This window comes from Microbacterium sp. NPDC059771 (assembly GCF_042732495.1).
Taxonomy (GTDB): Bacteria; Actinomycetota; Actinomycetes; order Actinomycetales; family Microbacteriaceae; genus Microbacterium; species Microbacterium sufflavum.
Genome location: NZ_JBHWHK010000001.1, coordinates 2409253 through 2433187, shown reverse-complemented (window position 1 = coordinate 2433187; position 23935 = coordinate 2409253). Strand labels below are relative to the sequence as shown.

Sequence of the window (23935 nt, the reverse complement as noted above, 5' to 3'; positions counted from 1 at the left end):
GCGGTGATCCGGGTCGCCGCGGTCGCACTGGGGTTGATGGGTGCCGCGGCCCTGTCGGGATGCGTGCCGTCGCGACCCGTCTTCCTGGAGCCGGTCGCCCTCACAGTCGTCGACGACCGGTTCGCGTGGGTGCAGTGCCTCGATGAGGCGTGGGCCATCGATTACATCTCCACGGCCGTGCGCGAAGAGTGGGGATCAGAGGACGAGGTGGTGCTCTTCTCCGCGACCGCCGACGAGGGGCGGGCCGTCGCTGTGCCCTCCGGTGAGCCGATCCTTCCCGACACCTTCCCTGACTTCTCTGTGACCAGCAGCCGCGAGTATCCGGTGTCGAGTCTGGACGGACCTGTCACTGTGTACGTCATCCTTTCCGGGCCGGACCACCGCGCGGAGATGTCGTTCAAGAACGTCGCGATCGATTCACTTGTGGAGGGTGCGTACGTGTATCACTCCGGGGAGGTGCGCGACGAGCCCTGCGGCATGGGCGCCGAGTGAGCGGCGGTGTCTCGACGCGAAGACAGGCCGGTCGGACTCCTGCATTGCACGAGGCGGCAATACCTTACAGCCGAGTATTTCCACTCCGGGGATGTAGACCCACCGGCTTGACTGCCCCTAGCGTGCCGCTGTGGCCTCCCCGCTCAACCTTCGTCTGCCTCGTTCGTGGCGCTCAGCTCGTGCGGTGAGGCCGCTTCACGCGGCTGCGGTACTGGGGCTCGCCGTCGTCGCGTGTGCCGGATGCTCAGGTGGGGCCGTGCCCGATGTGGAGGTGTCCGAGGACGACCTGATCGGCGTGTGGACGGCGACGTCCGGAACGGCGGAGTTCGAGCTGCATGAGGGCGGAGGGGTGAGCGCGGAGGACTGGCCGGCATCGATGTGGTGTGACGCCGCGCCAGACACCGGTCCATCGTTCCCTTCCCTGACCGGCCAATGGTCCGCGGGATACGGCGCCAGCGCTATCGCGTTCAGCCTGAATCCGCCCTGCAACGCGATGCCTGCCCTGTTCGCTTTCGAGGACGCACAGGGCTCGGTCGAGCTGTGGTACTTCGCGCCGGGCGTTGACCGCGACTCGAATCCCGACCCCGAAACGGTGTTCAAGAGGTCAGGGTGATGTCCGTCTTCGCGACGCCACCGAAGTCTCAGGGCGTCTGGGGCATGGCGTCGAGCCCTACCTCGGACGGGACCGTTTCGGAGGATCCGTGCGGCAAGGCGAGTGCTCGCGAATGAAGACTTCGGGAGCATGGGGGAGGCGAGGAGGAAGGGCGTGACGACCACGTTGGGCACCAGCTACTCGGTGCGATGGCGCGCATGCGCCGTTGCGGTCGGGACGTCGAACACGATCGTGGGAGCGGTCTTGGGGTTGATGTACGGCCTGTACTCGTTCCCCTTCACCGGGGGTTCCATCCATGCTGATGGGAACGCGGGACACGTTCTGAACTCGATCATCGTGAGCGCGATTTTCGGACTCATCTTTCCGACAGCGTTGAGCCTGCTCGCGATGATTCCGCGACGTGCTCGCTCCCCCCTGTGGCCGGTATCGGTCGCCGTGGGACCAACGGCCTTTTCCCTCCTCAGCTTCGTGTTCGTCTGGTCCTTCCCGGTCGTCCTTGCCTTCGTCGCTGAGGCATCGATAGCCGGAAGTGCGCTCAGCATCGTGGCGGTCACGCTTGTGCATGGTGTGCAGAGAAAAGAGGGAGACCGTTGATGTCGGAATGCGCGGATTCTGAGTCTGGAGCGGGGAACCGTGGGAGGTTCGAGCCGGTGATCGGGGGAGGACGTTGCAAAGTGAAGGACGAGTGTGGCGTCCGGCGTCTTCGGTACCCGGTCGCGGTGGTGCTCGTCTGCGCGGGTCTAGCGCTCTTCCTGGGGTTCCTCTACCGGCTCGTCTTTCTCGCGCCATTGCTTCGTGAGCGAGGAGGGGCTGAGGCAATGGCGGATGCGCTCAGATCGAGCATCGCGTTCTTCGTGGTGCTTCTCATCGCAGCTCTACCGACAGTCATTGCGCGCAGGACGAGTGCGCGATGGTGGGGAAGAGTTCTCGCCGCCGTGATCTCGGGGTTCCTGATGGCTCTGGGCAGTTGGTTCTCGCTGGCGCAGGCCAACGGTTTCCCGATAGCTGCGGGAGTGATCGCCTCGCTCGGGTTCTTCGTGCTCTTGGTCGCTGACCGCAAGATCGTGTTCAGGAGGTCAGGCTTGATGTCCGCCCGCGCCGACCATCAGTCGGTTCTGCGGGGAGAGGAGGAATGAGCATGAGACGTGCCATGCCGTTTCTGCTCGCCATTGCAGGGACGACCGCGGTCCAGATGGCGTCGATCTTCGTGACGTGGCTGGGGTGGTTCGGCGGCGGGCCGTTGCTGTCCTCTCCGGAGGACATCCTGAACCGCATCGGATTCGGACTGGCGGTGATCATCGTGCTGTCTTCTGCAACCTGCATTCCGATGGTCTTCATCGCTCGCACGCGAAGTGGGGCGAGAACGGCCGTGACTGTTTCTGCGATCTTCACCGTGATCCAGGCCCTTCTGTATTCACTTCTGTTGTTCTGGCGGCCGCTCCCGCCCTATCCGGGTCTGACGCTGCTTCTCCTCGCCGGCCTCTTCGCGGTGGACTTCCTCGTCATCGTCCTGGCCCGAGACGTCGCGAAGGAGTCGCCGTGACGGCGGAGCGAGGGCACGACATTACGGAGGCGTCGACGAAGGGCGGAGTCATGGCGAAGCACTGGATGGCGACGGCGGCGGGGCCTCCGGAGTCGTGGGAGTTCGAGGAGTACGAGCCCGCGGCGCCGCGCGAGGGCGAGGTCACGATCCGCGTCCGCGCGGCCGGGGCGAAGGGAGAACCACTCATGCTGAAGCGATTCCTCTGTTGACCCCTGGCGGTAGGGGCCGTGGTGCTCGCGAGTTCGCTTGTCCTCTCGGACTGCGCGTTTCTTCCCGGGGTGCCAGAGGACCAACCACTCTCGCTTGCGGTGCGTGGCGGAACTCCGATCTTGAGCTGGTGTGCGCCCAGCGCCGAGGTCGTCCGCGTGCGTGTGTACTACGGGACGGTGTCTGCCGACGACGCGGAGGTGGTGATCGATGCGAGGGGGCGCCTCCCTGTTGCTCCTGGGGCGGAAGTAACACCTGACGGGCTCCCCGAGGAGTGGGTCGTGGAGCGTCACGAGTACGCCGGGGCGGAGCTTTCGGAGATCGGCGTGACGGTGGACTACGAGGCGCGGGACGCCGAGGGGGAGCTGGTCGAAGGGAGCTTCGGTGCAGACTTCGAGAGCGAGGGTGCGTCCGATCTCGATTCTTGGCCGGAGAACGGGTGGATCTGGGCGAACGGGACCGTGTCGACCGATCCGTGCGGCATGCCGAGCTCTCACGAGTAGGCCGTGAATCGGAACGCGTCGTCTCAGCGCCTGACCGTCCCGGCGGGAGCATGATGGAGGCAACGACGAAGGGCGGGGCCATGGCGAAGCACTGGGTGGCGACGGCGGCGGGGTCTCCGCAGTCGTGGGAGTTCGAGGAGTACGAGCCCGCGGCGCCGCGCGAGGGCGAGGTCACGATCCGCGTCCGCGCGGCCGGGGTGAATCCGGCCGATGCGAAGCATGTCGCGGCAGCTCGTCCGGGGGTCGAGTTCCCGGTGCCGATCGGGTACGAGGTGTCGGGCGAGCTCACGGCCATCGGCCCCGCGACCCGTATCGGTTCCGGTGAGGCCGCGGTCGGCGACGAGGTCGTGGCCTTCCGCGTGCAGGGCGGCTACGCGACCGAGGTGACCGTGCCCGCCGCGAAGGTCTTCGCGAAGCCGACGACGCTCACGCACCCCGAGGCCGCGAACCTCCTGCTGGTCGGCACGACCGCGGCCGAGATGCTCGCGGTCACCGGGGCGGCACCGGGCGAGACGGTCCTGCTGCACGGGGCGTCGGGAGCGGTGGGGGTCAGCGTGCTGCAGCAGGCCGCGCTGCGCGAGGTGCGAGTGATCGGCACCGCCGCGCCGGACCGCTTCGATGAGGTACGACGCTTCGGGGGGATCCCGGTCGCGTACGGCCCGGGTCTCGCCGACCGGGTGACCGAGCTGGCGGACGGACCGATCGCTGCGGCGCTCGACGCCGTGGGCACCGACGAGGCGATCGACGTGTCCCGCGCCCTGGTGGCCGATCACCGCCGCATCGTCACGATCGCGAACTTCGCGCGGGCCTCCGCCGACGGGCTTCTGGCGATCGCAGGGTCGATGCCCGACAGCGCCCGCTTCCGCGATGAGGTGCGCAGCGAACTCCTCGCGCTCGCGCAGAACCGCGACCTCGTGGTCCCGGTCGCCCGCACGTTCCCGCTCGCCGAGGCACCGGCCGCGCACCGGCTGCTCTCCACCGGTCACCCCGGCGGCAAGCTCGCGCTGATCCCCGAGGACCGCTGATCCCCGAGGACTAGTCGACCTCGCGCAGCAGCGACTCGACGATCACCACGCCGTCTCCGTACTCGGCGTCGGCCGCGCGCTGGAGCGTGCCGTCGTCCCATGAAACCTGCAGCCACACGTACCCACGGTCGGTGACGACGAAGACCGCCCCGGGTCCGAGCCGCGCCGCGATGTCCTCCTGCACCCTGGTCAGCTCGCCCTCCGGGGTGATGCCCGTCTTCCCGCCCGTCGGATCCTCCGGCGCCACCGGGTCGAACAGGGCGAGGAGGATCGGCGGATCCGAGACGGTCAGACGCTCACCGTCGAAGGTGCCGTACACCGCGTACGACCCCCACCGCGTGTCACGCGCGCTCACACTGCCGTCGACGCCGTCCCACGTCCAGTCGTCGAGCGGCACGCCGGCGCACTGCGGAGGGGACGAATCCATGACCGCGCCGAGGCAGAGCGTGGGGCCGTCCGTTCCGTCGATCACGGTGCCCGTTCCGAGCACGCGGCCTTCCGGGGGCGTGGGGTGCGCGTCTTCCAGCCGCTGGTCGGAGGGCACGGTGGTGCTGGTCGGCGGGAGGGTCGCACGGGGTCCGACCGCGCACCCGCTCAGGGTGACCGCTGCGGTCACGGTGGCGGCGACGAGGAGCAGGCGACGCGAGGAAGGGCTCATGTCCATCAGTGTCCCGCGTCGGCTCATCGTCTCAGCGCGGTCGAAACGGCCGCACCGACCCTGCTAGCATGGCGCCATGCCTTTCGGCGGTCTGCTTCTTCTTAGCTGCCGCGACGAGTCCTGACACTAGGGCCTTCCTCGTCGCGGCGCTTGTGTTGGCCCGTCCATTCCGACGAAGAGAAGTAGCCCATCATGCAGAACACTCAGCGCCCGTCCGCGATGCCGATCCACAAGTACCGGCCCTTCCACGAGCAGATCACCGTCCACCTGCCCGACCGCACGTGGCCCGACGCCCGCATCACCGAAGCCCCGCGCTGGTGCGCGGTCGACCTCCGCGACGGCAACCAGGCCCTCATCGATCCGATGTCCCCCGAGCGCAAGCGCGTCATGTTCGAGCTGCTCGTGAGCATGGGGTACAAGGAGATCGAGGTCGGCTTCCCCTCGGCCAGCCAGACCGACTTCGACTTCGTGCGCCAGCTCATCGAAGAGAACCTGATCCCCGACGACGTCACGATCCAGGTGCTGACCCAGGCGCGCGAGCACCTGATCGCCCGCACCTACGAGGCCATCGCCGGCGCGAAGCAGGCCATCGTCCACCTCTACAACTCCACGAGCGTTCTGCAGCGCGAGGTGGTCTTCCGCACCGACAAGCAGGGCATCATCGACATCGCCCTCGAGGGCGCCCGCCTGTGCCGGAAGTTCGAGAAGACGATCCCCGACACGCAGGTCTACTACGAGTACTCGCCGGAGAGCTACACGGGGACCGAGCTCGAGTTCGCGGTCGACGTGTGCAACCAGGTCATCGAGATCTTCGAGCCGACGCCCGACCGCAAGGTGATCATCAACCTGCCTGCCACGGTCGAGATGGCCACGCCGAACATCTACGCCGACTCGATCGAGTGGATGAGCCGCCACCTGGCCCACCGCGAGAACGTGATTCTGTCGCTGCACCCGCACAACGACCGGGGCACCGCGATCGCCGCCGCCGAGCTGGGCTACATGGCCGGCGCCGACCGCATCGAGGGCTGCCTGTTCGGCAACGGCGAGCGCACGGGCAACGTCGACCTGGTGGCACTGGGCATCAACATGTTCACGCAGGGCATCGACCCGCAGATCGACTTCAGCGACATCGACCAGGTCAAGCGCACGGTCGAGTACTGCAACCAGCTGCCCGTGCCGGAGCGCAGCCCGTGGGCCGGCGACCTCGTGTTCACGGCGTTCAGCGGCTCGCACCAGGACGCGATCAAGAAGGGCTTCGAGGCGATGGCGGCGAAGGCCGAGGCGCAGGGCGTCACGGTCGACGAGATCGAATGGGCCGTGCCCTACCTGCCGGTCGACCCGAAGGACCTGGGCCGCTCGTACGAGGCCGTCATCCGCGTGAACTCCCAGTCGGGCAAGGGTGGCGTCGCCTACCTGCTGAAGTCCGACCACGCGATCGATCTGCCCCGCAAGCTCCAGATCGAGTTCTCCGGCGTCGTGCAGGCCAAGACCGATGCCGAGGGCGGCGAGGTGACGAGCGAGCAGATCTGGTCGATCTTCACCGACGAGTACCTGCCGGCGACCGACACCGAGGCGAAGTGGGGCCGCTTCGAGCTGCTGGCCACGCAGACCCGCAGCGACATGTCGGGTGACGTGGTGCTCGACGTGGTGCTGCGCGACGACGACCAGGAGGTCGCGGTCTCCGGCAACGGCAACGGTCCGGTGGCCGCGTTCGTCGAGGTGCTGCGCGGACAGGGCTTCGACATTACGGTGTACGACTACGTCGAGCACGCTCTCAGTGCGGGCGGCGACGCGCAGGCTGCGGCCTACGTCGAGCTGCAGGTGGGGGACCAGCGTCTGTGGGGTGTCGGCATCGACGGCGACATCTCGACCGCGTCGCTCAAGGCGATCGTGTCGGGTGTGAACCGGTCGATCCGCACGCGCCAGCAGGAGCTCGCGGCGGTCTGAGGTCGCACCACGGAAGCGGGCGGGTCCCGAGGGCCCGGCCGCTTCCGCGTGCTCCGGCGGGTGGTCAGACCCACTGCACCAGCTGCCAGATGAGGCCGTTGGGGTCGGCGAACTGGCAGTAGCGCTCGCCCCACGGCTCGGTCTCCGGCGGTGTGACGACGCGGGCGCCGGCGGCGGCGATGCGGGCGAAGGCGGCGTCGAGGTCGTCCACGACGAACACCAGCAGCGTGCCCTGGCCTGCCGATCCGGCGATCTCCTCCGGGCGGAACGTGGGGAGCCCGGTCTGCAGGAAGATCAGGTTCGGCGGGGAACCGGGGTGCTCGAGCGACACGAAGCCCTCGGCGGACATGGCCTCCGTGAATCCGAAGTGGGTGGTGGCGAAGGCTGCGGAGGCGGGGATGTCGGGCACGTTGAGCGAGAGGGCGGTCTGGGTGATGTTCATGGGTCTCCTGTTCTAAACAACGTACAACGTACAGGGGTAAGTGCGCCGACGGCTAGGCTATTCCCGATGGCGAAGAATCTGGTCGATCTGCTGTGGCGTGACAGTGCCGCTGAGACCTCGTCGCGCCGTGGACCGCGAGCCCGCCACTCCACCGACGACGTCGTGACGCGCGCGATCGACCTGGCCGATGCCGACGGCCTCGCCGCGGTCACCATCCGCGCTCTGGCCCAGGCATTGGGCCTCACCCCGATGTCGATCTACACGCACGTCAACAGCCGGGCGGATCTGCTCGTGCTGATGGCCGACGCGGTCCACGGACAGCGCGCACCGTCGGGCGACGCCGACGGGTGGCGAGCCCGCGTCCGCCTCGTCGCCGCGCACAACCTCGCCCTCTACCGCGCGCACCCCTGGCTGCTCGACGTGCACGACCCGCGCGCCGCTCTCGGCCCCGGGACCATCGCGACGTACGATCGCGAGCTCCGCGCCTTCGACGGGCTCGGCCTCGACGACGTGGAGCGCGACGCGGCCCTCACGTTCGTGCGGGAGTTCACGCGGTCCGCCGCCGCGCGCCTGCGTGACGCCGCGGAAGCGGAGGACTTCGCGCCGATCTGGGCGGACGCCGCTCCGCGGCTCGCGGGCTACCTCGGCGACGACTACCCCCTGGCGCAGGCCGTGGGCCGGGCCGCTGGCGAGGCCATGGGCGGCCCATCCGATGCGGACGCGGCCTGGGAATTCGGGCTCGCGCGCGTCATCGACGGGCTCGCCGGTCTGATCGAGACCCGAGACGCGGCGCCCTGATCAGTCCTTCGGCTTGACGATCGCGATGGCCCCGGTCTCCGCGGCGACCTTGCGGCGGTAGAGGCGGCGCTGCTCCGGCAGGGACACGTCGAACGTGACCGCCAGGATCCGGATGACCGCCGTCACGACGATGCCGACGATCGCGGCCAGCGTGATCGGCATGCCGACCGCGTTCGCGATCACGATGAACGTGCATCCGGCCGCAGCCGCGACCGCGTACAGCGAGCCGACGTGCATGATCGCCGTCGGCAGGCCCATCAGCATGTCGCGCAGCACGCTCCCGCCGACCGCGGCGCAGACGCCGATGAACACGGCGGGCACCTCGGGGATGCCGAACGCGAGGGCCTTGCTCGTGCCGAAGGCACCGAACATGCCGATCACCACGGCGTCGAGCACCACGATCGCGGTGTTGAGGCGGGTGAACAGTCCCGCGAGCAGCATGCCGAGGAGCGCGGCACCGGCAGCGGTCACCAGGTACCACTGGTTCTGCAGGGTCGCGGGCGTCTGCCCGAGCAGGATGTCGCGGATGAGACCGCCGCCCATGCCGATCATGATCCCGATGATCGCGACGCCGAGCCAGTCGAGCCGCCGCTGCCCCTGGAATCCGGCGGCGAACATGGCACCCTGCACCCCGCCGAGCCCGACGCCGAGGAGGTCCGCCCACAGCGGAATGGTGAAGAGCGGTTCGGTCACCCGTCCATTGTCCCGCACGGAGGATAATCGGAAGGTGCCCACCTACCGAGACGAAGCGGTGATCCTGCGCACCCACAAGCTGGGCGAGGCGGATCGCATCGTCACGATGCTGTCGCGCCGGCACGGCAAGGTGCGGGCGGTCGCGAAGGGCGTGCGGCGCACGTCGTCGAAGTTCGGCTCGCGGCTCGAACCGTTCATGGTCGCCGACGTGCAGCTGTACGAGGGGCGCTCGCTCGACATCGTGCAGCAGGCGGAGTCGCTCGGCGCGTACGGCACCGACATCGCGGCGCACTACGACCGCTTCACCGCGGCCAACGCGATGGTCGAGACTGCCGACCGGCTGAGCGACGCGGAGGCCACACCGGAGCAGTACCTGCTGCTGGTCGGCGGACTGCGTGCGCTCTCGCGCGGAGAGCACGTGCCGCGCAGCATCCTCGACTCCTACCTCCTGCGCGTGATGTCGCTGTCGGGGTGGGCGCCGTCGCTCGACCACTGCGCCCGCTGTGGTGCCCCGGGTCCGCACACCGTGTTCGTCGCACAGCTGGGCGGGCTCGTGTGCCACGCCGACGCCCCCGCGGGCAGTCCGCGCATCGCCGAGAAGACCCTGGCACTGCTGCGCGCGCTCATCCGCGGCGACTGGGAGCTCATCGACGCCGCCCCGCACGCCGACACCGCTGCCGCCTCCGGCCTGGTGGCGGCCTATGCCCAGTGGCACCTGGAGCGCGGCATCCGCTCTCTCGCGCACGTCACCACCACCCCGGGAGAAGGAGCACGGTGAGCCCGAAGCCCTACACGCACAAGGACGCCGTCGCCTACCGGCCGCTCGACTGGACCGGGGTGTATCCGCCGCCGTTCTCCGCGGTGCCCGAACACGTCGCGATCGTGATGGACGGCAACGGCCGCTGGGCGAACCGCCGTGGCCTCAGCCGCATCGAGGGGCACAAGGCGGGGGAGGAGGTGCTGCTCGACGTGGTCGCCGGCGCGATCCAGGCCGGGGTGAAACACCTCTCGGTCTACGCCTTCTCCACCGAGAACTGGGCCCGGTCGCCCGAGGAGGTGCGCTTCCTGATGGGCTACAACCGCGACGTGCTGCACCGCCGCCGCGACCAGCTCAACGAGTGGGGCGTGCGGGTGCGGTGGGCCGGGCGCAAGCCGCGCCTGTGGGGCAGCGTCATCAAGGAGCTGCAGTACGCCGAGCAGCTCACCCGCGGCAACGACGTGCTCACGCTCACGATGTGCGTGAACTACGGCGGCCGCGTGGAGCTGGTCGACGCGATGCGGGCGATGGCCGCCGATGTCGCGGCCGGGCGCCTCAAGCCGAACGCGATCACCGAGAAGACCGTCCGGCGTCACCTCTACGTGCCCGACATGCCCGATGTCGACCTGTTCCTGCGCAGCTCGGGCGAGCAGCGCACGTCGAACTTCCTGCTGTGGGAGTCGGCCTACGCCGAGATGGTGTTCCTCGACACGCTGTGGCCCGACTTCTCGCGCGAGGAGCTGTGGCGCGCGATCGGCGTCTACCTGTCGCGCGACCGGCGCTTCGGCGGCGCGATCGACACCCCCGACGCCTCGGCCTGAGCACGCAGCCAGCGCTCCGTCTCGCGCGGGTGCGTCAGCCGCACGACGATGAGGTGCGGGAAGCGCTCGACGTAGCCCGGCATCCGCTCGCTCCAGGTGTGCAGCGTCTTCGTCTGCCACGCGAGGATGTTCTGCTCGGGGTCGCGGTTGAGCAGGTTCCACGGCCCCTTCTCGCGGTTTCCGTTCCAGAGTTCCTTCCGCAGAATGCCGCGGGCCAGCGTCCGCCGCAGCAGCCGTCCCCGCACCACCGGGTACGGGTAGTCGAGCCACAGTGCGAGCTGGGCGCGCGGCGTCAGGAACTCGTCCGTGCCCTTGCTCGTGTACTGCCACTCGGTCACCCAGCGCTCCTCCGCGGCGTAGGCGCGCACGTCGTCGAGGAACTCCGGGCGCGGAGTCCAGCCCGGCCCGTGGAACAGCGCGTCGATCTCGACGTGGCGGAGCCCCCACAGCTCGCCGAGGCGACGCGCGAGGGTGGTCTTGCCCGAGCCCGTGACGCCCGCCACGAGCACGCGCTCCGGCCGATGAGGGAGCGGGTCGTCGGCGGAGAGCATCCGAGCATCCTACCGAGCACGGAATACCCCGGGAGTGCATGCGGTTGGATGAAGGTGTGACTGAACCCATCTCCATCGACATCTGGTCCGACATCGCCTGCCCGTGGTGCTACATCGGCAAGCGCAATCTCGAGAAGGGTCTGGAGGCGGTCTCCGCCGACGAGGACGCCCCCCGGGTCACCGTCACGTTCCACTCGTTCGAGCTCTCGCCCGACACGCCCGTCGACTTCCACGGCGACGAGGTCGACTTCCTCGCCGGGCACAAGGGCATGCCGCGCGAGCAGGTCGAGCAGATGCTGTCGCACGTCACCGGTGTGGCCGCGGACGCGGGGCTCGAGTACCGCTTCGACCTACTGCAGCACACCAACACCGTGAAGGCGCACGAGCTGCTGCACTTCGCGAAGGCCGAGGGGCTGCAGCACGAGATGGAGGAGCGGCTGATGTCCGCGTACTTCACCGAGGGCAAGCACGTGGGTCGCATCGACGACCTGGTGGCGCTGGCGGCCGAGGTCGGCCTCGACGCCGACAAGGCCCGCGCCGCGCTCGAGAGCGAGCAGTATCTGCCCGACGTGCGTCAGGATCAGGCGCAGGCCCGGGCGTACGGCATCCAGGGCGTGCCGTTCTTCGTGGTCGACGGCCAGTACGGCATCAGCGGTGCGCAGCCGCCGGCAGCGTTCGAGAACGTGCTCCGCGACCTGTGGGCGCAGCGCGGCGAGGCCGTCGAGGCCTGACCGCCGCCGGCCGAGAGCATCAGAACGGCGGGGACCCGATCGCGGGCCCCCGCCGTTCTCTCGTTCGCGTCAGACGCGCTGCTGGCGAGGTGCCAGCGGCAGGGGTTCCATGGGCTGGTCGTCGGCGGTGAGATCGATGCCGAGGTCCTTCGCATAGACGACCCGCGAGGCGATGCTCACCTGATCGCCGCTCTCGGTCAGCTCGAACACACGCCCGCCGCGGAGGCGGTTGCGCTCCGCTCCGTCGAGGCCGTACGCACCGAAGCCGGTTCCCGGCGCGTAGCCGAGCAGCACGCCGTAGTAGTCGCCCATGTAGTCGTTGACGTGGTCGTGGCCGACGAACACGCCCTTCACGTCGCCGCGCTCGACGATCGCGTTGAACATGCCCGAGTTGAAGGGCCCGGGGCACTCGTCCTCGTTGCGCTCTCCGACGATGCCGTGGCGCGCGCGGCCGCGGGCGGCGTCGGCCTCCGTGCGGGTGTCCACGCCGCCCCACCACATGAACCGGTGCTCCCAGAGCGCGATGTGGAGGAACATGAGGGCGGGGACCTTGCGGCCGGCGCGCTGCTCGAGCCGCTGCGACTGCTCGCGATACCAGGCGACCTGGTCCATGCGCACCCAGTCCCAGGTCGGGTAGCCGGCGAAGTCCTGTCCGGCGAGGGCGTCCGGGGCGTAGCGGCCGGAGTCCAGCAGCCAGAGCGCGAACGCCTCCCGGCTCTTCTTCGCCGACGAGCCGATGGTCAGCAGCGTGTTGCTGGTGCCGGTCACGCCGCGCGTGTTCTCCGCGTTCACGTTGTACTCGTACGAGCGGTAGATCTTCAGCATCCCCGCCTCGTCCACGCCCGACTGCGGGAGCGAGTCCTCGTCGTGGTTGCCGTAGGTCACCGCCCACGGGATGCCGCGGGACTCCATCGGCCACACGACGTTGTTGATCGCCTGCTTCACGGCGAGACGGGTCTCGCATCCGCCCGTGATCACGTCGCCGTTGATCACCACGAGGTCCGGCTGCTCCTGGTCGAGCACCTTCTCGATCAGCTCGACGGTGCGGCGGTCGGTCTGCTCGTCGTCCTGCGTGTCGTTGAACTGCACGACCGTGAAGGTCCCGTCGGCGCGGAACCGCAGTCCACGCGCGGCCTTCGCTGTCGAGGCGGCCACGGTCGTGTCGGCGGCGGCGGCGGCGGCGGTGGTGCCGAGGGGCAGGGCGGAGCCGAGGGCGCCGAGCGCTCCGGCGGTGAGGACGGTTCGCCGGCTGATCGGCAGTCGGTCGGGCATGCGGTGTCTCCTTCATCTGCGGCGGGTGTGGCCGCAGGGGAGACTAGGGGCGCCGGATGGCGAGGGTCTGACGAGCGCGTGAGCACCGCGGCCGTTCGAGGGCCGCGAGCAGCCCGTTCCGGGTGACGCGGGGATGAACGAGCGCGGCCCCGGGTCAGCGGGGGAGTGCGGCCTCGATCGCCTCGACGATCTCGGGGGAGTCCGGCTTCTGCTTCGGGCGGAAGCGCAGCACCTCTCCGTCGGGCAGCACCAGGAACTTCTCGAAGTTCCACTCCACCCGTCCGGCCTTGCCGCCCGCGTCAGGGGTCTCCTTGAGCGCCTTGTACAGCTCGGACGCGTTCCGGCCGTTGACCTTGACCTTGTCGTTGACCGGGAAGGTCACGCCGTACGTGGTGGAGCAGAACTCGAGGATCTCGTCGACCGAGCCCGGCTCCTGACCGAAGAACTGGTTGCACGGGAAGCCGACGACCGTGAAGCCGCGGTCGCCGAAACGGCGCTGCAGCTCCTCCAGCTGTTCGTACTGCGGGGTGAGCCCGCACTTGGACGCCACGTTCACCACCATCACCACGTCGGCACCGAGATCGTCGAGGGTCTTCTCCTGACCCTGAGCGTCGGTGAACGGGATCGAACGGAGCGCGGAATCGGTCATATGCACAGCTTAGGTCGCCGCATCCGCAGGGGCTCCGGGTCTGGGAGAATGGACGTGCCATGACTGTCGCCACCGCCCCCGCCCGCCCCCTCCGCATCGGCCCGATCGACCTCGACGTGCCGGTCGTGCTCGCACCCATGGCGGGCATCACCAACACGGCCTTCCGGCGACTGTGCCGGGAGTACGGCGCGGGGCTGTACGTGAGCGAGATGATCACGTCGCGCGCGCTGGTCGAGCGCAACGAGACCACGATGCGGCTGATCCGTCATCACGAGTCCGAGACGCCGCGGTCCATCCAGCTCTACGGCGTCGATCCGAAGACGATCGCGGAAGCCGTGCGCATCATCGTGGCGGAGGACCACGCCGACCACATCGACCTGAACTTCGGCTGCCCGGTGCCCAAGGTCACGCGCAAGGGCGGCGGGGCGGCTCTGCCCTGGAAGTCGAAGCTGTTCGCCGACATCGTGGATCAGGCCGTGAAGGCCGCCGGCGGCATCCCGCTCACGGTCAAGATGCGCAAGGGCATCGACCGCGATCACCTCACGTTCCTCGACGCCGGGCGCGCGGCGGAGGACGCCGGGGCGGCCGCGGTGGCGCTGCACGCCCGCACCGCGAGCGAGTTCTACTCCGGCCACGCGGACTGGAACGCGATCGGCGAGCTCAAGCAGGCCGTCACGAGCATCCCGGTGCTCGGCAACGGTGACATCTGGTCGGCCGACGATGCCGTGCGCATGATGGCCGAGACCGACTGCGACGGTGTGGTGGTCGGTCGCGGCTGCCTCGGGCGGCCGTGGCTGTTCGGCGAGCTGGCCAACGCGTTCGGCGGCGAGGGCAAGACGGTCGATGCCACTCTCGGCTTCGTGTCGGATGCGTTCCGCCGTCACGCCGAACTGCTGGTGGAGTTCTTCGAGGACGAGGACCGCGGGTGCCGCGACGTGCGCAAGCACGTGTCGTGGTACTTCAAGGGCTACCCCGTCGGCGGCGACATCCGCACGGGCCTGGCGACGGCGTCGAGCCTCGCCGAGATCGACGAGCTGCTGGGTCGCCTCGACCGGTCGGCACCGTACCCTGGAGCCGACGCCGAGGGGCAGCGCGGGCGCGCCGGTCACCCGAAGAAGACGGCGCTGCCGGAGAAGTGGCTGGAGTCGCGCGAGCTGGCCTCCAGCGCCTCGGAGATGATGCGTGGAGCGGAGATCGAGAACAGTGGCGGATGACCCCTCGGTCGGCGGTCGCGCCGACGGCTACCACCCGCGCGACGCCGAGCGCTTCTTCGCCGAGACGCACCGCTCCGAGCGCGACGACTTCGCGCGCGACAGGGCCCGCGTGCTCCACTCGGCCGCGCTGCGCCGTCTCGCCGCCAAGACGCAGGTGCTCAGCCCGGCGAGCACGGCCGACTTCGCGCGCAACCGCCTGACGCATTCGCTCGAGGTGGCGCAGGTGGGTCGCGAGCTCGCCGCGGCGCTCGGCGTCTCCGCCGACGTGGTCGACACCGCCTGCCTGAGCCACGACCTCGGCCACCCGCCGTTCGGTCACAACGGCGAGCGGGCGCTGAACGAGTGGGCGGAGCCGATCGGCGGCTTCGAGGGCAATGCGCAGTCGCTGCGCATCCTCACGCGCCTCGAGGCCAAGGTGCTCGACGCGGACGAGCACTCGGTCGGCTTGAACCTGACCAGGGCCAGCCTCGACGCGACCTGTAAGTACCCCTGGACGGTGGACAGCCCCGTGCCCGACCCGGGCGGCCGGCTCAAGTTCGGTGTGTACCCGGAGGACGAGGCGGTGTTCCGCTGGATGCGCGAGGGGGCGCCCGGCCGCCTGCGGTGCATCGAAGCCGAGATCATGGATCTCTCCGACGACATCGCCTACTCGGTGCACGACTTCGAGGATGCGATCGTCAACGGCTACGTCGACGTGGCGCAGCTCGCCGACCCCGCGGCCCATGAGGCACTGCTCAGCCGCATCCAGCAGTGGGTGGGCTATGACTTCACGCGCGACGAGCTCGCCGACGCCCTCTACCGTCTGGCATCGCAGCCGATGTGGCTCGCGTCGTTCGACCGCTCGCGGCAGTCGCTCGCACGGCTGAAGAACCTCACCAGCGACCTGATCGGGCGCTTCGCCCGTGCGGCCGTGTCCGCGACGCGCGAGGCCTACGGCACGGCACCGCTGGTCCGCTACAACGCGCACGTCATCGTGCCGCGCGTGATCGAGGTCGAGATCGCCGTGCTCAAGGGCATCATGGGTCAGGCCATCGTGACGATCGACGCACGAAAGGGCGTGTACAAGGAGCAGCGGCGGGTGCTCAAGCGCCTCGCCGACGCGCTGTGGTCGACCGATGCGCTGTGGTCGGCCGGTGCCGACGTGCTGGAGCCCGCGTTCGCCGCCGACTTCGTCGCCGCCGAGAGCGACGCGGAGCGGGCGAGGGTCGTGGTGGATCAGATCGCGAGCCTGACCGACCAGAGCGCGGTGGACTGGCACAACCGGCTCGTCGGGGAGATCGACCCGGCGGAGGTCGGCATCTGGACCCCGCGTCACGCGCGACCCGGCACGCGCACCCCCGTCACGCGGCGTCCCGTCGCCGAAGGGGCGCACTGATGCCGCGGATCCGGCAGGCCGACGTCGACGAGGTGAAGGCCCGCACGAACATCGCCGACATCGTGGGCGAGCGCGTGGCGCTGAAGTCGGCGGGGGTCGGATCCCTCAAGGGGCTGTGCCCGTTCCACGACGAGAAGAGCCCGAGCTTCCACGTCCGCCAGCAGGTCGGCTACTACCACTGCTTCGGCTGCGGGGAGTCGGGCGACGTGTACTCGTTCCTCCGGGCGATGGACCACGTGAGCTTCACGGAGGCGGTCGAGCGGCTCGCGGGCCGCATCGGCTACACGCTGCACTACGAAGACGGGGGAGCGGCCCCGGAGACCAGCGGCCGCAGCCGCCTGTACGCGGCGAACACCGCGGCGGCGGAGTTCTTCCGCGCCCAGCTGCTGACCCCCGACGCCGAAGCCGCGCGTCGGTTCCTCGGCGAGCGGGGCTTCGACGCCGGAGCGGCCGCGCACTTCGGGGTGGGCTTCGCGCCGCGCGGGTGGGACGGGATGCTCAAAGCGCTGTCGGCGCAGGGCTTCACGCGCGACGAGCTCAGCGCCGCGGGACTCGTGTCGACCGGGCAGCGCGGTGTGTACGACCGGTTCCGCGGGCGACTGGTGTGGCCGATCCGCGACGTGTCGGGACAGACGATCGGGTTCGGCGCGCGCAAGCTCTTCGACGACGACCAGGGCCCCAAGTACCTGAACACCCCCGAGACCCCGATCTACAAGAAGGCGCAGGTGCTGTACGGGCTCGACCTCGCCAAGCGCGACATCGCCCGCGGCGACCCCCGGCGCGTCGTTGTCGTCGAGGGCTACACCGACGTGATGGCGTGCCACCTCGCCGGTCTCACGACCGCGATCGCGACGTGTGGAACCGCATTCGGCACCGAGCACATCAAGGTCCTGCGCCGTGTCATGGGCGACGACAACGCCTCCGGCGAGGTCGTGTTCACGTTCGACGGCGACGAGGCGGGTCAGAAGGCCGCGCTGCGGGCGTTCACGGAGGACGACCGCTTCAACGCGCAGACCTTCGTGGCCGTGGCTCCGGACGGGCTCGACCCGTGCGACCTCCGCCTGCAGCGCGGCGATGCGGCCGTGCGCGGGCTCATGGACGCCAAGCAGCCGATGTTCGAGTTCGCGATCGACCGCAAGCTCGCCGGCTTCGACCTCTCGACCGTGGAGGGCCGCGTGGGCGCGCTCCGGGCCGCGGCGCCGATCGTGGCGGAGATCCGGGATCGCCTGCTGCGCCCGGGGTACGAGCGTGTACTGGCACGCCGTCTGGGCATGGACCCGACCGAGGTGCACGGCGAGGTCGAGCGGGCGGCTCGGGGCGCGGCGACCGGTGCGCCGAGGCGCGAGACCTCGACCCCCGACGCCACCTCGGGTGCTCCCGCGGTGGCCGCGGTCACGCTGGCGAGCCTGCCCCGCACCGCCGATGTGGCCGTGGAGCGCGACGCCCTCATGGGTGCGCTGCAGTACGGGCACCAGATCGACGCGGTGCTGCTCGACCGTGCCCTGTCGCAGCCGTTCCGCACGCCGGGGCTCGACGCGGTGCGCGAGGCGATCGCGGCGGCCCCCGACCGCAGCAGGCCGGGGTGGGTGACCGATGCGGTCAATGCGGTGCGGGAGCCGTACCGGTCGCTCGGCGGCGAGCTGCTGATGACGCCGTTCCCGGCGCGCGACGAGGCGGGGGCGGTCGCCTCCGCGACGGATCTCGCGCGGCGGCTGGTGGTGCGGCAGCTCGAGCGGGAGAAGCAGGAGCTCCTGGGTGCGGTGCAGCGCGTCCCGGCGGACTCCGACGGCGGGCGGGCTCTGCGGGTCCGTCTCCGTGACATCGATGTGGAGCGTCAGCGCTTCTCGGCCGAGTCGTAACGGGGCGGGGCGCGGTGCAGCGGGCAGGATGGAAGACATGTCCCGCAGGCCCGTCTCCACGTCCGCGATCGAGTGCTCCGATCTGGTGATCGACCGCATCGGTCACGGCACACCGAACCGCGCGGTGGACGGGGTCACGTTCACCCTGGCGCCCGGCGGGCTCATCTGCGTCGCCGGACCCACGGGGTCGGGGAAGTCGACGCTCGTCGCCGCTCTCGCCGGGTCCACCGACCCCTCCGTGCGCGTGGTGGGCGGCAGCGCCCAGGTCTGCGGCATCGACATCCGCCGTCCCGGTCGCAAGCACCGCATCCTCACGTACCGCACGGGATTCGTGCCGCAGGGTGCGGGCGCGGATCTGCCGCCGCGGCTCACGGTGAACGAGGTCATCGCCGAGCCGATCCTGATCCGCGAGCGCCGCGTCAACACCAAGGCGCTGTCGATCCGTGTCGCGACGCTGTTGGACGAGCTGCACCTGCCCCTGGGGACGGCGTCGAAGTTCCCGTACGAGTTGAGCGCGGGCATGCGGCAGCGCGTCGCGATCGCCCGGTCGTTCGTGCTCGAGCCCCGGGTCCTGATCGCGGACGAGGTGCTGGCCAACCTCGACCTCGAGGTGCGCCCGGTGGTGTTCGACGCGATCACGCGGCGACGCACCGAGGAGGGCATGGCGGCGCTGCTGGTGACGAACGACGCCGATTTCATCCGCGAGCTCAACGCCGAGACGCTCATGCTGCGCGGCGGCCACGTGGTGGCGAGAGGGGTGGGGAAGGACCTGCTCTGGGTGCCCAACGCGGAGACCGATTCCCGCGGCTGATGGCGACACGCCCGGCGTCCGCCGAAGGGCCGTCGGTGTCACGAACGGCCTTCGGAGTTTGCTAAGCTTGTCGAGTTGCCCGCACAGCGGAGCACATTCCTCGGTAGCTCAATTGGCAGAGCAGCCGGCTGTTAACCGGCAGGTTCTTGGTTCGAGTCCAAGCCGGGGAGCCAACGAGAAGAGCCCCCTCCGCGGAGGGGGCTCTTCTCGTCTCCCGAGACGCGTGTCCTTGCGGACGAGACCACTCTGCAGAGTATCGGTCTGTTCACAGTAAAATGTTACTCTCGTCGCACCGCTGACCTCGTTCGCGGTCGAAGGAGAGATCGATGACGACATCCGACCCCCGCGAACTGCGCTCAGGGCTCAAGTCGCGCCACATGTCCATGATCGCGATCGCGGGCGTCATCGGCGCCGGGCTGTTCGTGGGTTCGGGGGCGGTGATCCACGCCGCAGGACCCGCCGCGATCATCGCCTATGCGACCGCCGGGGTGATCGTCGTGCTGGTGATGCGCATGCTGGGGGAGATGTCGGTGATGAACCCCGACAGCGGCTCCTTCTCCACGTACGCGGACCGCGCGATCGGTCGATGGGCGGGCTTCAGCATCGGCTGGCTCTACGCGTGGTTCTGGATCGTGGTCCTCGGCGTCGAGGCGACCGCCGGCGCGTTGATCCTCCACCGGTGGATGCCCGGAGTCCCGCAGTGGGGATTCGCTCTGGCGCTCATGGTGGTGCTCACCCTCACGAACCTGGCGTCCGTCGCGTCGTACGGCGAGTTCGAGTTCTGGTTCGCCGGGGTCAAGGTCGTCGCGATCGCCGCGTTCCTCGTGATCGGGGTGCTGGCGGCGCTCGGCGCGTTCCCCGGGTTCCCCCCACCGGGGCTCGACAATCTCGTGGCCCACGGCGGGTTCTTCCCGAACGGCGTGCTCGCCGCGTTCTCGAGCATCCTCGTCGTGGTGTTCTCGTACTTCGGCTCGGAGATCGCGACGATCGCCGCCGGGGAATCGACCAACCCCACCGTGGCCGTCCGCAAGGCGGTCAATTCCGTGGTGTGGCGGATCATCGTCTTCTACGTCGGGTCGATCTCCCTGATCGTGCTGTTGCTGCCCTGGAACGACGCCTCGATCGCGAAGAGCCCGTTCGTCGCGGTTCTCGACGCGATCGGCATCCCGGTGGCGGCGGTGATCATGGACGTCGTGGTGCTGGTGGCGGTGCTCTCGTGCCTGAACTCGGGCCTCTACACGGCGAGCCGCATGCTCTACTCGCTGGCTCGGCGGGGCGACGCCCCCGCGCTGCTCGGCCGCACGGCGCGGAACGGCTCGCCCCGGTACGCCGTGCTGGCCGCGACGGTCGTGGGGTTCATCACGGTCGGGCTGAACTACCTGTATCCCGACACGGTCTTCCTGTTCCTGCTGAACTCGTCGGGGGCGATCGCCCTCGTCGTCTGGCTCGTGATCGCCGTGTCGCAGATCCGGCTGCGGCGGGCGGCGATGCGCCGAGGTGTGCAGGTGCCCCTGCGCATGTGGGGCTTTCCGGTGCTCAGCTACGTCGTCGTGGCGGTGATCGTCGCTCTGTGCCTGGCGATGTTCCTCCAGCCGGACACCCTCTGGCAGATCACGATCTCGCTCGCGATCGCGGTGCTCGTCAGTGTTGTCGGCATGCTCCGTCACCGCGCCGGAGGCGGCTCGACGCAGAAGGCGGCCGGGAGCGGATCGCTCCCGGCCGCCGATGCGGTGGTGGACTGACCGTCAGCGCGCGGCGCCGGCCAGGGAGCCCTCGACCTGCCCGGCCGGGTCGACGATCAGGCACTGGATCACGCGGTCGTTCGCCTGCTCCCACGAGTCCTGGCTCGGCGTGAGCGTGGTCACGTCGAGGGCCGACTCCTGGTAGCCGATACCGACGAACGAGGTGAACGCGTCGCCGATGCACCCCTCGGACGCGGCGCCGATGGCGTCTTCCGAGTAGTCGCCGTCGTCCATCGTGATCTCGTGAAAGACCTCTTCGTCGTGCGGCTCGGTGCACGGCACGACGTTCGCGTCGGTGAGCATCCCCGAGCCGGTCTCGAGCATGCAGTCGCCGAGCTTCACGGAGAAGACGTCGATGTTGGCGCTCTCCGTCACCTGGCCGGTCTCCTCGTCGCGGTTCGCGTCACCGGAGCCGCTGCCCAGGATGCTGTTGATCGCGCTGCAGCCGCTCAGGGCGAGCGAGGCCGCCGCGATCGATCCTGCGAGCACGAGCGCGCGACGAGTGCGCATCTTCATCATGTTTCCCCTCCAAAGCGTGGTGCGGGGCATGCTGATATATCCCCGCCGCGAACACGCTATAGTGCCCGAAGTCTGTGACGCAACTCGACGGATGCTGTGCGTGGGCTGAAAGCGTTCAGCCCTCGAGGTCGTCCACCCCGGGCAGCCAGCTCACACCGGGGCGACCCCATCCGCGCTTGCGGGCGATCTTCTGCGTGGTCTTCCAGTCGGCGTCCGACAGTCGATCGATGTAGAGCACTCCGTCGAGGTGGTCGAACTCGTGCTGCATGATGCGAGCACGCCACCCATCCACTTCGAGTGTCACCGGCGCGCCGTCGAGGTCGATCGCCGTCACGCGCACGCGATCGGACCGGCGGAGCGGGAACCGCTCGCCGGGGAACGACAGGCATCCCTCCGCCTCGAGATCGGGGTCGGGTGCGCCCGGCTCGGGGGGCGTCATCCATAGCACGGGATTGATCAGCACGCCTCGCCAGGGGCGGTCCTCGTCGTCGACGTAGTTGTACGTGTAGATACGCAACGGCACCCCGACCTGCGGGGCGGCCAGCCCGACGCCGGGAGCGGCGTCCATCGTCTCGAACATGTCGGAGACGAGCGTGCGCACCTCCTCGGTGATCTGCTCGACGGGGGATGCGGGGGAGTGGAGGACGGGATCGCCCATGATGCGAATCGGAAGTACGGCCACGTCACAACCCTAGTCCGCGAGACTCTCCGGGTAGGGTCGTAGTGTGAGCGCAGGGGTGTGGATGGGGATGGCCGAAGACGTCGGCGACCAGCTCGTCGGTGCCTTCCAGAACCCGGGGATCCTTCTCGGCATCCCTCTCGCCCTGGCCGGTGCCGTCTTCATGTCGCTCGGCGCGCAGTACCAGCACCGCGGGGTGGAGAAGGTCGAGCGGCTGAGCGGCTCCACCGGCACCTCCGGGCTCACGTTCGCCCAAATCAAGGGTCTGCTCACGCGCCCGTCCTGGATCATCGGCACGCTGATGCTCGGCCTCGCGATCGTCTGCCAGCTCGCAGCCCTCGTGCAGGCGCCACTGATCGTCGTGCAGCCGCTCGGCGCGATCGCCCTGGTCATCACGACGCTCCTCAACGCGCGGATCTCCGGGCATTCCCCGACCAGGCAGTCGCTCACGGCGATCGTGGCGTGCGTCGGCGGCATCTTCCTGTTCGTGTTCTTCGCGGCGATCTTCGCGACGGAGCAGGACGTCACCGACCGCGAACTGTTCGTGATCCTCGCCCTCCTGCTCGTCGTCATCATCGTGCTCGGTGCGTGCTGGCTGATCCTGCGTCACCGCATGCGCGCGCTGTTCTACGTGATCGGAGCCGGCATCCTGTACGGCTTCGTGGCGACGCTCGCGAAGGTCGTCATCAAGCGCATCGAGGCGGGCCAGTTCGAATGGATCACCGCCGTCTGCGTGCTTGCCCTGGTGTCGGCCGCGGCCGTGGGCGCGTACTTCGTGCAGACCGCCTACAGCTCGGGACCCCCCGACCTCGTGATCGCCGGACTCACGGTCGTCGACCCGCTCGTGGCGGTGCTCATCGGCATGGTCGTGCTGGGCGAGGCGGCCGCCGCGCCGTGGTGGGTGCTCATCATCTTCGCGATCGCCGGGGGCATCGCCGTGTGGGGTGTCGTGGGCCTCGCGCGCTACCACCCGCAGGTGCTCAGCGACAGCCAGGAGCTCGGCATCACCCGGGGCAGCTCGGCTCCGACGCACGCGGACGATGCCGCAGCCGCCGCACCGCCGTCACCGATGCGCGACGCGGCGTCTGCCGTCGAGGAGACGTCCGCCGCTGAAGCGCCGCGCTCTGGCGACGACCCCGAGGCGCGCACGCGCCCCGACGCCCCGTAGCCTCGTCCTCGGTTCGACGCGACGCACGCAGACGCCCGCCCGTCCCCGAGGACGAGCGGGCGCGCGACCGCGGCCGGAGGACCGGCTCAGTAGGTCTGATCGATGAGGTCGGGCGACACCTCGGACGCTGCGGCCTCGTCGACGAAGTACACCGTGCGCTTGCGCCCCTTGGCACCGGCCGCCGGCACGCTCGTGTAGCTCGCGCCCGCCAGTGCGAGGCCCAGCGCGGAGGCCTTGTCCGCTCCCGTCAGCACGAGCCAGACCCGCTTGGACGAGTTCAGGACCGGACGCGTGAGCGTGATCCGCTCCGGCGGGGGTTTGGGGGAATCGCGCACCGGCAGCGCGGCGGCGTCCGTGACCGTCACTTCCTCGCGATCCGGGAACAGCGAGGCGATGTGGCCGTCGGGACCGACACCCAGGAAGCACACCGCGAAGGACGGCCAGGGGTGGTCGTCCGTGCCGAACCGGGCGAGTTCCGCCGCGTACGCGGCAGCGGCCTCGTCGAGGTTCAGACCGCTGTCGGACGCCGCGGCCTCGTGGATGTTCTCCTCGGGCACCGGGATGTGGTCGAGCAGGGCGTTGCGGGACTGGAGCGCGTTGCGGTCCGAGTCGTCGCGGGGAACGAAGCGCTCATCGCCCCACCAGAAGTGCACGAGCGACCAGTCGATGTCCGCCGCGCGCGGGTTGTCGGCGACCGCACGGAGCACGGCCCCGCCCATGGAACCGCCGGTGAGGGCGATGTGGGCGACGCGACCGTTCCTGGTGCGCGCCTTGACGCGGGTGAGGAAACGATCGGCGACCCGGAGGGCGAGGGCTGTCGGGGTGGCCTCGACCACGACCCGCTTCTCTGCGGACGATTCCGACAT

28 protein-coding genes and 1 tRNA gene are annotated in these 23935 nt (G+C 69.5%); 19 read left to right on the top strand and 10 right to left on the bottom strand.

What is annotated here, in order from left to right:
* Positions 1–3 precede the first annotated feature (3 nt).
* Both ACFV3I_RS11640 and ACFV3I_RS11635 read left to right on the top strand, forming a co-directional pair.
* On the top strand, positions 4–492 hold the full coding sequence (locus ACFV3I_RS11640; RefSeq protein WP_378803762.1) for a hypothetical protein: 489 nt from the start codon (positions 4–6) through the stop codon (positions 490–492).
* Positions 493–748: 256 nt separating this feature from the next.
* A complete protein-coding gene (locus ACFV3I_RS11635; protein WP_136030572.1) occupies positions 749–1105 on the top strand; it encodes a hypothetical protein in 357 nt (118 codons plus the stop codon).
* Between the two features lie 176 nt (positions 1106–1281).
* On the opposite strand, the gene ACFV3I_RS11630 is transcribed toward ACFV3I_RS11635, so the two are convergent.
* Entirely contained in the window at positions 1282–1659 is a 378-nt protein-coding gene (locus tag ACFV3I_RS11630) for a hypothetical protein (RefSeq protein WP_378822871.1), read from the bottom strand.
* Between the two features lie 120 nt (positions 1660–1779).
* Here ACFV3I_RS11630 and ACFV3I_RS11625 point away from each other — a divergent pair, with 120 nt between their 5' ends.
* The 5 genes from ACFV3I_RS11625 to ACFV3I_RS11605 all read left to right on the top strand — a co-directional run bounded on the left by ACFV3I_RS11625 (position 1780) and on the right by ACFV3I_RS11605 (position 4383).
* A complete protein-coding gene (locus tag ACFV3I_RS11625; RefSeq protein WP_378822869.1) occupies positions 1780–2241 on the top strand; it encodes a hypothetical protein in 462 nt (153 codons plus the stop codon).
* Positions 2242–2243: 2 nt separating this feature from the next.
* Positions 2244–2648 carry a hypothetical protein gene (locus tag ACFV3I_RS11620; RefSeq protein ID WP_378822867.1) on the top strand — a complete coding sequence of 135 codons (405 nt, stop codon included), beginning with the start codon at positions 2244–2246 and terminating at the stop codon, positions 2646–2648.
* Entirely contained in the window at positions 2645–2857 is a 213-nt protein-coding gene (locus tag ACFV3I_RS11615; protein ID WP_378822865.1) for a hypothetical protein, read from the top strand. Before ACFV3I_RS11620 ends, ACFV3I_RS11615 begins: the two co-directional genes overlap by 4 nt.
* Positions 2858–2875: 18 nt before the next feature.
* Positions 2876–3358 carry a hypothetical protein gene (locus ACFV3I_RS11610; RefSeq protein ID WP_378822864.1) on the top strand — a complete coding sequence of 161 codons (483 nt, stop codon included), beginning with the start codon at positions 2876–2878 and terminating at the stop codon, positions 3356–3358.
* A gap of 80 nt (positions 3359–3438) precedes the next feature.
* Positions 3439–4383, top strand: a complete 945-nt coding sequence (locus tag ACFV3I_RS11605) for a zinc-binding alcohol dehydrogenase family protein (protein WP_378822863.1) — start codon at positions 3439–3441, stop codon at positions 4381–4383.
* Positions 4384–4393: 10 nt separating this feature from the next.
* Here ACFV3I_RS11605 and ACFV3I_RS11600 read toward each other — a convergent pair whose 3' ends face one another.
* Positions 4394–5041, bottom strand: coding sequence for a hypothetical protein (locus ACFV3I_RS11600; protein ID WP_240744527.1), 648 nt, complete (start codon positions 5039–5041; stop codon positions 4394–4396).
* Between the two features lie 192 nt (positions 5042–5233).
* Between ACFV3I_RS11600 and leuA the strand changes: the two genes are divergently transcribed.
* On the top strand, positions 5234–6988 hold the full coding sequence (leuA, locus tag ACFV3I_RS11595) for a 2-isopropylmalate synthase (protein ID WP_136036915.1): 1755 nt from the start codon (positions 5234–5236) through the stop codon (positions 6986–6988).
* 64 nt (positions 6989–7052) lie between these two features.
* Here the strand turns inward: leuA and ACFV3I_RS11590 are convergent, their stop codons facing one another.
* Positions 7053–7430, bottom strand: coding sequence for a VOC family protein (locus ACFV3I_RS11590; RefSeq protein WP_378822861.1), 378 nt, complete (start codon positions 7428–7430; stop codon positions 7053–7055).
* Positions 7431–7496: 66 nt separating this feature from the next.
* Here ACFV3I_RS11590 and ACFV3I_RS11585 point away from each other — a divergent pair, with 66 nt between their 5' ends.
* Positions 7497–8228, top strand: coding sequence for a TetR/AcrR family transcriptional regulator (locus ACFV3I_RS11585; RefSeq protein ID WP_378803755.1), 732 nt, complete (start codon positions 7497–7499; stop codon positions 8226–8228).
* On the opposite strand, the gene ACFV3I_RS11580 is transcribed toward ACFV3I_RS11585, so the two are convergent.
* Positions 8229–8921: a trimeric intracellular cation channel family protein gene (locus ACFV3I_RS11580; RefSeq protein ID WP_136030119.1), complete on the bottom strand. Its 693-nt coding sequence runs from the start codon at positions 8919–8921 to the stop codon at positions 8229–8231. It abuts the gene before it with no gap.
* A gap of 34 nt (positions 8922–8955) precedes the next feature.
* On the opposite strand from ACFV3I_RS11580, the gene recO reads away from it, so the two are divergent.
* Together recO and ACFV3I_RS11570 are read left to right on the top strand one after the other, a co-directional pair.
* Positions 8956–9699, top strand: coding sequence for a DNA repair protein RecO (gene recO / locus ACFV3I_RS11575; protein WP_378822859.1), 744 nt, complete (start codon positions 8956–8958; stop codon positions 9697–9699).
* Positions 9696–10499 carry an isoprenyl transferase gene (locus ACFV3I_RS11570; protein ID WP_378822858.1) on the top strand — a complete coding sequence of 268 codons (804 nt, stop codon included), beginning with the start codon at positions 9696–9698 and terminating at the stop codon, positions 10497–10499. Before recO ends, ACFV3I_RS11570 begins: the two co-directional genes overlap by 4 nt.
* Here ACFV3I_RS11570 and ACFV3I_RS11565 read toward each other — a convergent pair.
* Complete coding sequence (locus tag ACFV3I_RS11565) at positions 10439–11050, bottom strand: AAA family ATPase (RefSeq protein ID WP_378822856.1); 612 nt, start codon at positions 11048–11050, stop codon at positions 10439–10441. The genes ACFV3I_RS11570 and ACFV3I_RS11565 overlap by 61 nt on opposite strands.
* A 56-nt stretch (positions 11051–11106) precedes the next feature.
* Here ACFV3I_RS11565 and ACFV3I_RS11560 point away from each other — a divergent pair, with 56 nt between their 5' ends.
* Complete coding sequence (locus tag ACFV3I_RS11560; protein WP_136036919.1) at positions 11107–11781, top strand: DsbA family protein; 675 nt, start codon at positions 11107–11109, stop codon at positions 11779–11781.
* Positions 11782–11850: 69 nt separating this feature from the next.
* On the opposite strand, the gene ACFV3I_RS11555 is transcribed toward ACFV3I_RS11560, so the two are convergent.
* Together ACFV3I_RS11555 and ACFV3I_RS11550 are read right to left on the bottom strand one after the other, a co-directional pair.
* Positions 11851–13053 carry a metallophosphoesterase family protein gene (locus ACFV3I_RS11555; protein ID WP_378822854.1) on the bottom strand — a complete coding sequence of 401 codons (1203 nt, stop codon included), beginning with the start codon at positions 13051–13053 and terminating at the stop codon, positions 11851–11853.
* A gap of 154 nt (positions 13054–13207) precedes the next feature.
* The gene (locus tag ACFV3I_RS11550) at positions 13208–13702 is read right to left on the bottom strand and encodes a glutathione peroxidase (RefSeq protein ID WP_136036920.1); all 495 of its coding nucleotides are present in this window, start codon (positions 13700–13702) and stop codon (positions 13208–13210) included.
* A 59-nt stretch (positions 13703–13761) separates the two neighbouring features.
* On the opposite strand from ACFV3I_RS11550, the gene dusB reads away from it, so the two are divergent.
* The 6 genes from dusB (at position 13762) to ACFV3I_RS11520 (ending at position 20703) form a co-directional block, all read left to right on the top strand.
* Positions 13762–14916, top strand: coding sequence for a tRNA dihydrouridine synthase DusB (dusB, locus tag ACFV3I_RS11545; RefSeq protein WP_378822851.1), 1155 nt, complete (start codon positions 13762–13764; stop codon positions 14914–14916).
* Positions 14906–16291: a deoxyguanosinetriphosphate triphosphohydrolase gene (locus ACFV3I_RS11540; protein WP_136030133.1), complete on the top strand. Its 1386-nt coding sequence runs from the start codon at positions 14906–14908 to the stop codon at positions 16289–16291. The genes dusB and ACFV3I_RS11540 overlap by 11 nt, the downstream gene beginning before the upstream one ends.
* Positions 16291–18150, top strand: coding sequence for a DNA primase (gene dnaG / locus ACFV3I_RS11535; RefSeq protein ID WP_136036922.1), 1860 nt, complete (start codon positions 16291–16293; stop codon positions 18148–18150). Before ACFV3I_RS11540 ends, dnaG begins: the two co-directional genes overlap by 1 nt.
* A gap of 37 nt (positions 18151–18187) precedes the next feature.
* Complete coding sequence (locus tag ACFV3I_RS11530; RefSeq protein WP_136030137.1) at positions 18188–18961, top strand: ATP-binding cassette domain-containing protein; 774 nt, start codon at positions 18188–18190, stop codon at positions 18959–18961.
* Positions 18962–19058: 97 nt separating this feature from the next.
* Positions 19059–19134, top strand: a tRNA-Asn gene (locus tag ACFV3I_RS11525).
* Between the two features lie 153 nt (positions 19135–19287).
* Entirely contained in the window at positions 19288–20703 is a 1416-nt protein-coding gene (locus tag ACFV3I_RS11520) for an amino acid permease (RefSeq protein ID WP_378803748.1), read from the top strand.
* Positions 20704–20706: 3 nt separating this feature from the next.
* On the opposite strand, the gene ACFV3I_RS11515 is transcribed toward ACFV3I_RS11520, so the two are convergent.
* The gene (locus ACFV3I_RS11515) at positions 20707–21222 is read right to left on the bottom strand and encodes a septum formation family protein (RefSeq protein ID WP_136030142.1); all 516 of its coding nucleotides are present in this window, start codon (positions 21220–21222) and stop codon (positions 20707–20709) included.
* 115 nt (positions 21223–21337) lie between these two features.
* A complete protein-coding gene (gene def, locus ACFV3I_RS11510) occupies positions 21338–21904 on the bottom strand; it encodes a peptide deformylase (RefSeq protein ID WP_136036925.1) in 567 nt (188 codons plus the stop codon).
* A 61-nt stretch (positions 21905–21965) separates the two neighbouring features.
* Here def and ACFV3I_RS11505 point away from each other — a divergent pair, with 61 nt between their 5' ends.
* A complete protein-coding gene (locus ACFV3I_RS11505) occupies positions 21966–23069 on the top strand; it encodes a DMT family transporter (RefSeq protein ID WP_308194377.1) in 1104 nt (367 codons plus the stop codon).
* An 86-nt stretch (positions 23070–23155) separates the two neighbouring features.
* Here the strand turns inward: ACFV3I_RS11505 and pgl are convergent, their stop codons facing one another.
* Positions 23156–23935, bottom strand: coding sequence for a 6-phosphogluconolactonase (pgl, locus tag ACFV3I_RS11500; RefSeq protein WP_168387194.1), 780 nt, complete (start codon positions 23933–23935; stop codon positions 23156–23158).

What these genes read in the sequence shown, in the direction of transcription:
- ACFV3I_RS11520 (WP_378803748.1), top strand. Translation starts at nt 19,288, where the DNA reads ATGACGACATCCGACCCCCGCGAACTGCGCTCAGGGCTCAAGTCGCGC.
- ACFV3I_RS11550 (WP_136036920.1), bottom strand. Translation starts at nt 13,702, where the DNA reads ATGACCGATTCCGCGCTCCGTTCGATCCCGTTCACCGACGCTCAGGGT.
- ACFV3I_RS11620 (WP_378822867.1), top strand. Translation starts at nt 2,244, where the DNA reads ATGAGACGTGCCATGCCGTTTCTGCTCGCCATTGCAGGGACGACCGCG.
- ACFV3I_RS11555 (WP_378822854.1), bottom strand. Translation starts at nt 13,053, where the DNA reads ATGCCCGACCGACTGCCGATCAGCCGGCGAACCGTCCTCACCGCCGGA.
- leuA (WP_136036915.1), top strand. Translation starts at nt 5,234, where the DNA reads ATGCAGAACACTCAGCGCCCGTCCGCGATGCCGATCCACAAGTACCGG.
- pgl (WP_168387194.1), bottom strand. Translation starts at nt 23,935, where the DNA reads ATGTCGGAATCGTCCGCAGAGAAGCGGGTCGTGGTCGAGGCCACCCCG.
- ACFV3I_RS11605 (WP_378822863.1), top strand. Translation starts at nt 3,439, where the DNA reads ATGGCGAAGCACTGGGTGGCGACGGCGGCGGGGTCTCCGCAGTCGTGG.
- dnaG (WP_136036922.1), top strand. Translation starts at nt 16,291, where the DNA reads ATGCCGCGGATCCGGCAGGCCGACGTCGACGAGGTGAAGGCCCGCACG.
- ACFV3I_RS11505 (WP_308194377.1), top strand. Translation starts at nt 21,966, where the DNA reads ATGGGGATGGCCGAAGACGTCGGCGACCAGCTCGTCGGTGCCTTCCAG.
- ACFV3I_RS11590 (WP_378822861.1), bottom strand. Translation starts at nt 7,430, where the DNA reads ATGAACATCACCCAGACCGCCCTCTCGCTCAACGTGCCCGACATCCCC.
- ACFV3I_RS11530 (WP_136030137.1), top strand. Translation starts at nt 18,188, where the DNA reads ATGTCCCGCAGGCCCGTCTCCACGTCCGCGATCGAGTGCTCCGATCTG.
- ACFV3I_RS11565 (WP_378822856.1), bottom strand. Translation starts at nt 11,050, where the DNA reads ATGCTCTCCGCCGACGACCCGCTCCCTCATCGGCCGGAGCGCGTGCTC.
- dusB (WP_378822851.1), top strand. Translation starts at nt 13,762, where the DNA reads ATGACTGTCGCCACCGCCCCCGCCCGCCCCCTCCGCATCGGCCCGATC.
- ACFV3I_RS11585 (WP_378803755.1), top strand. Translation starts at nt 7,497, where the DNA reads ATGGCGAAGAATCTGGTCGATCTGCTGTGGCGTGACAGTGCCGCTGAG.
- ACFV3I_RS11600 (WP_240744527.1), bottom strand. Translation starts at nt 5,041, where the DNA reads ATGAGCCCTTCCTCGCGTCGCCTGCTCCTCGTCGCCGCCACCGTGACC.
- ACFV3I_RS11515 (WP_136030142.1), bottom strand. Translation starts at nt 21,222, where the DNA reads ATGATGAAGATGCGCACTCGTCGCGCGCTCGTGCTCGCAGGATCGATC.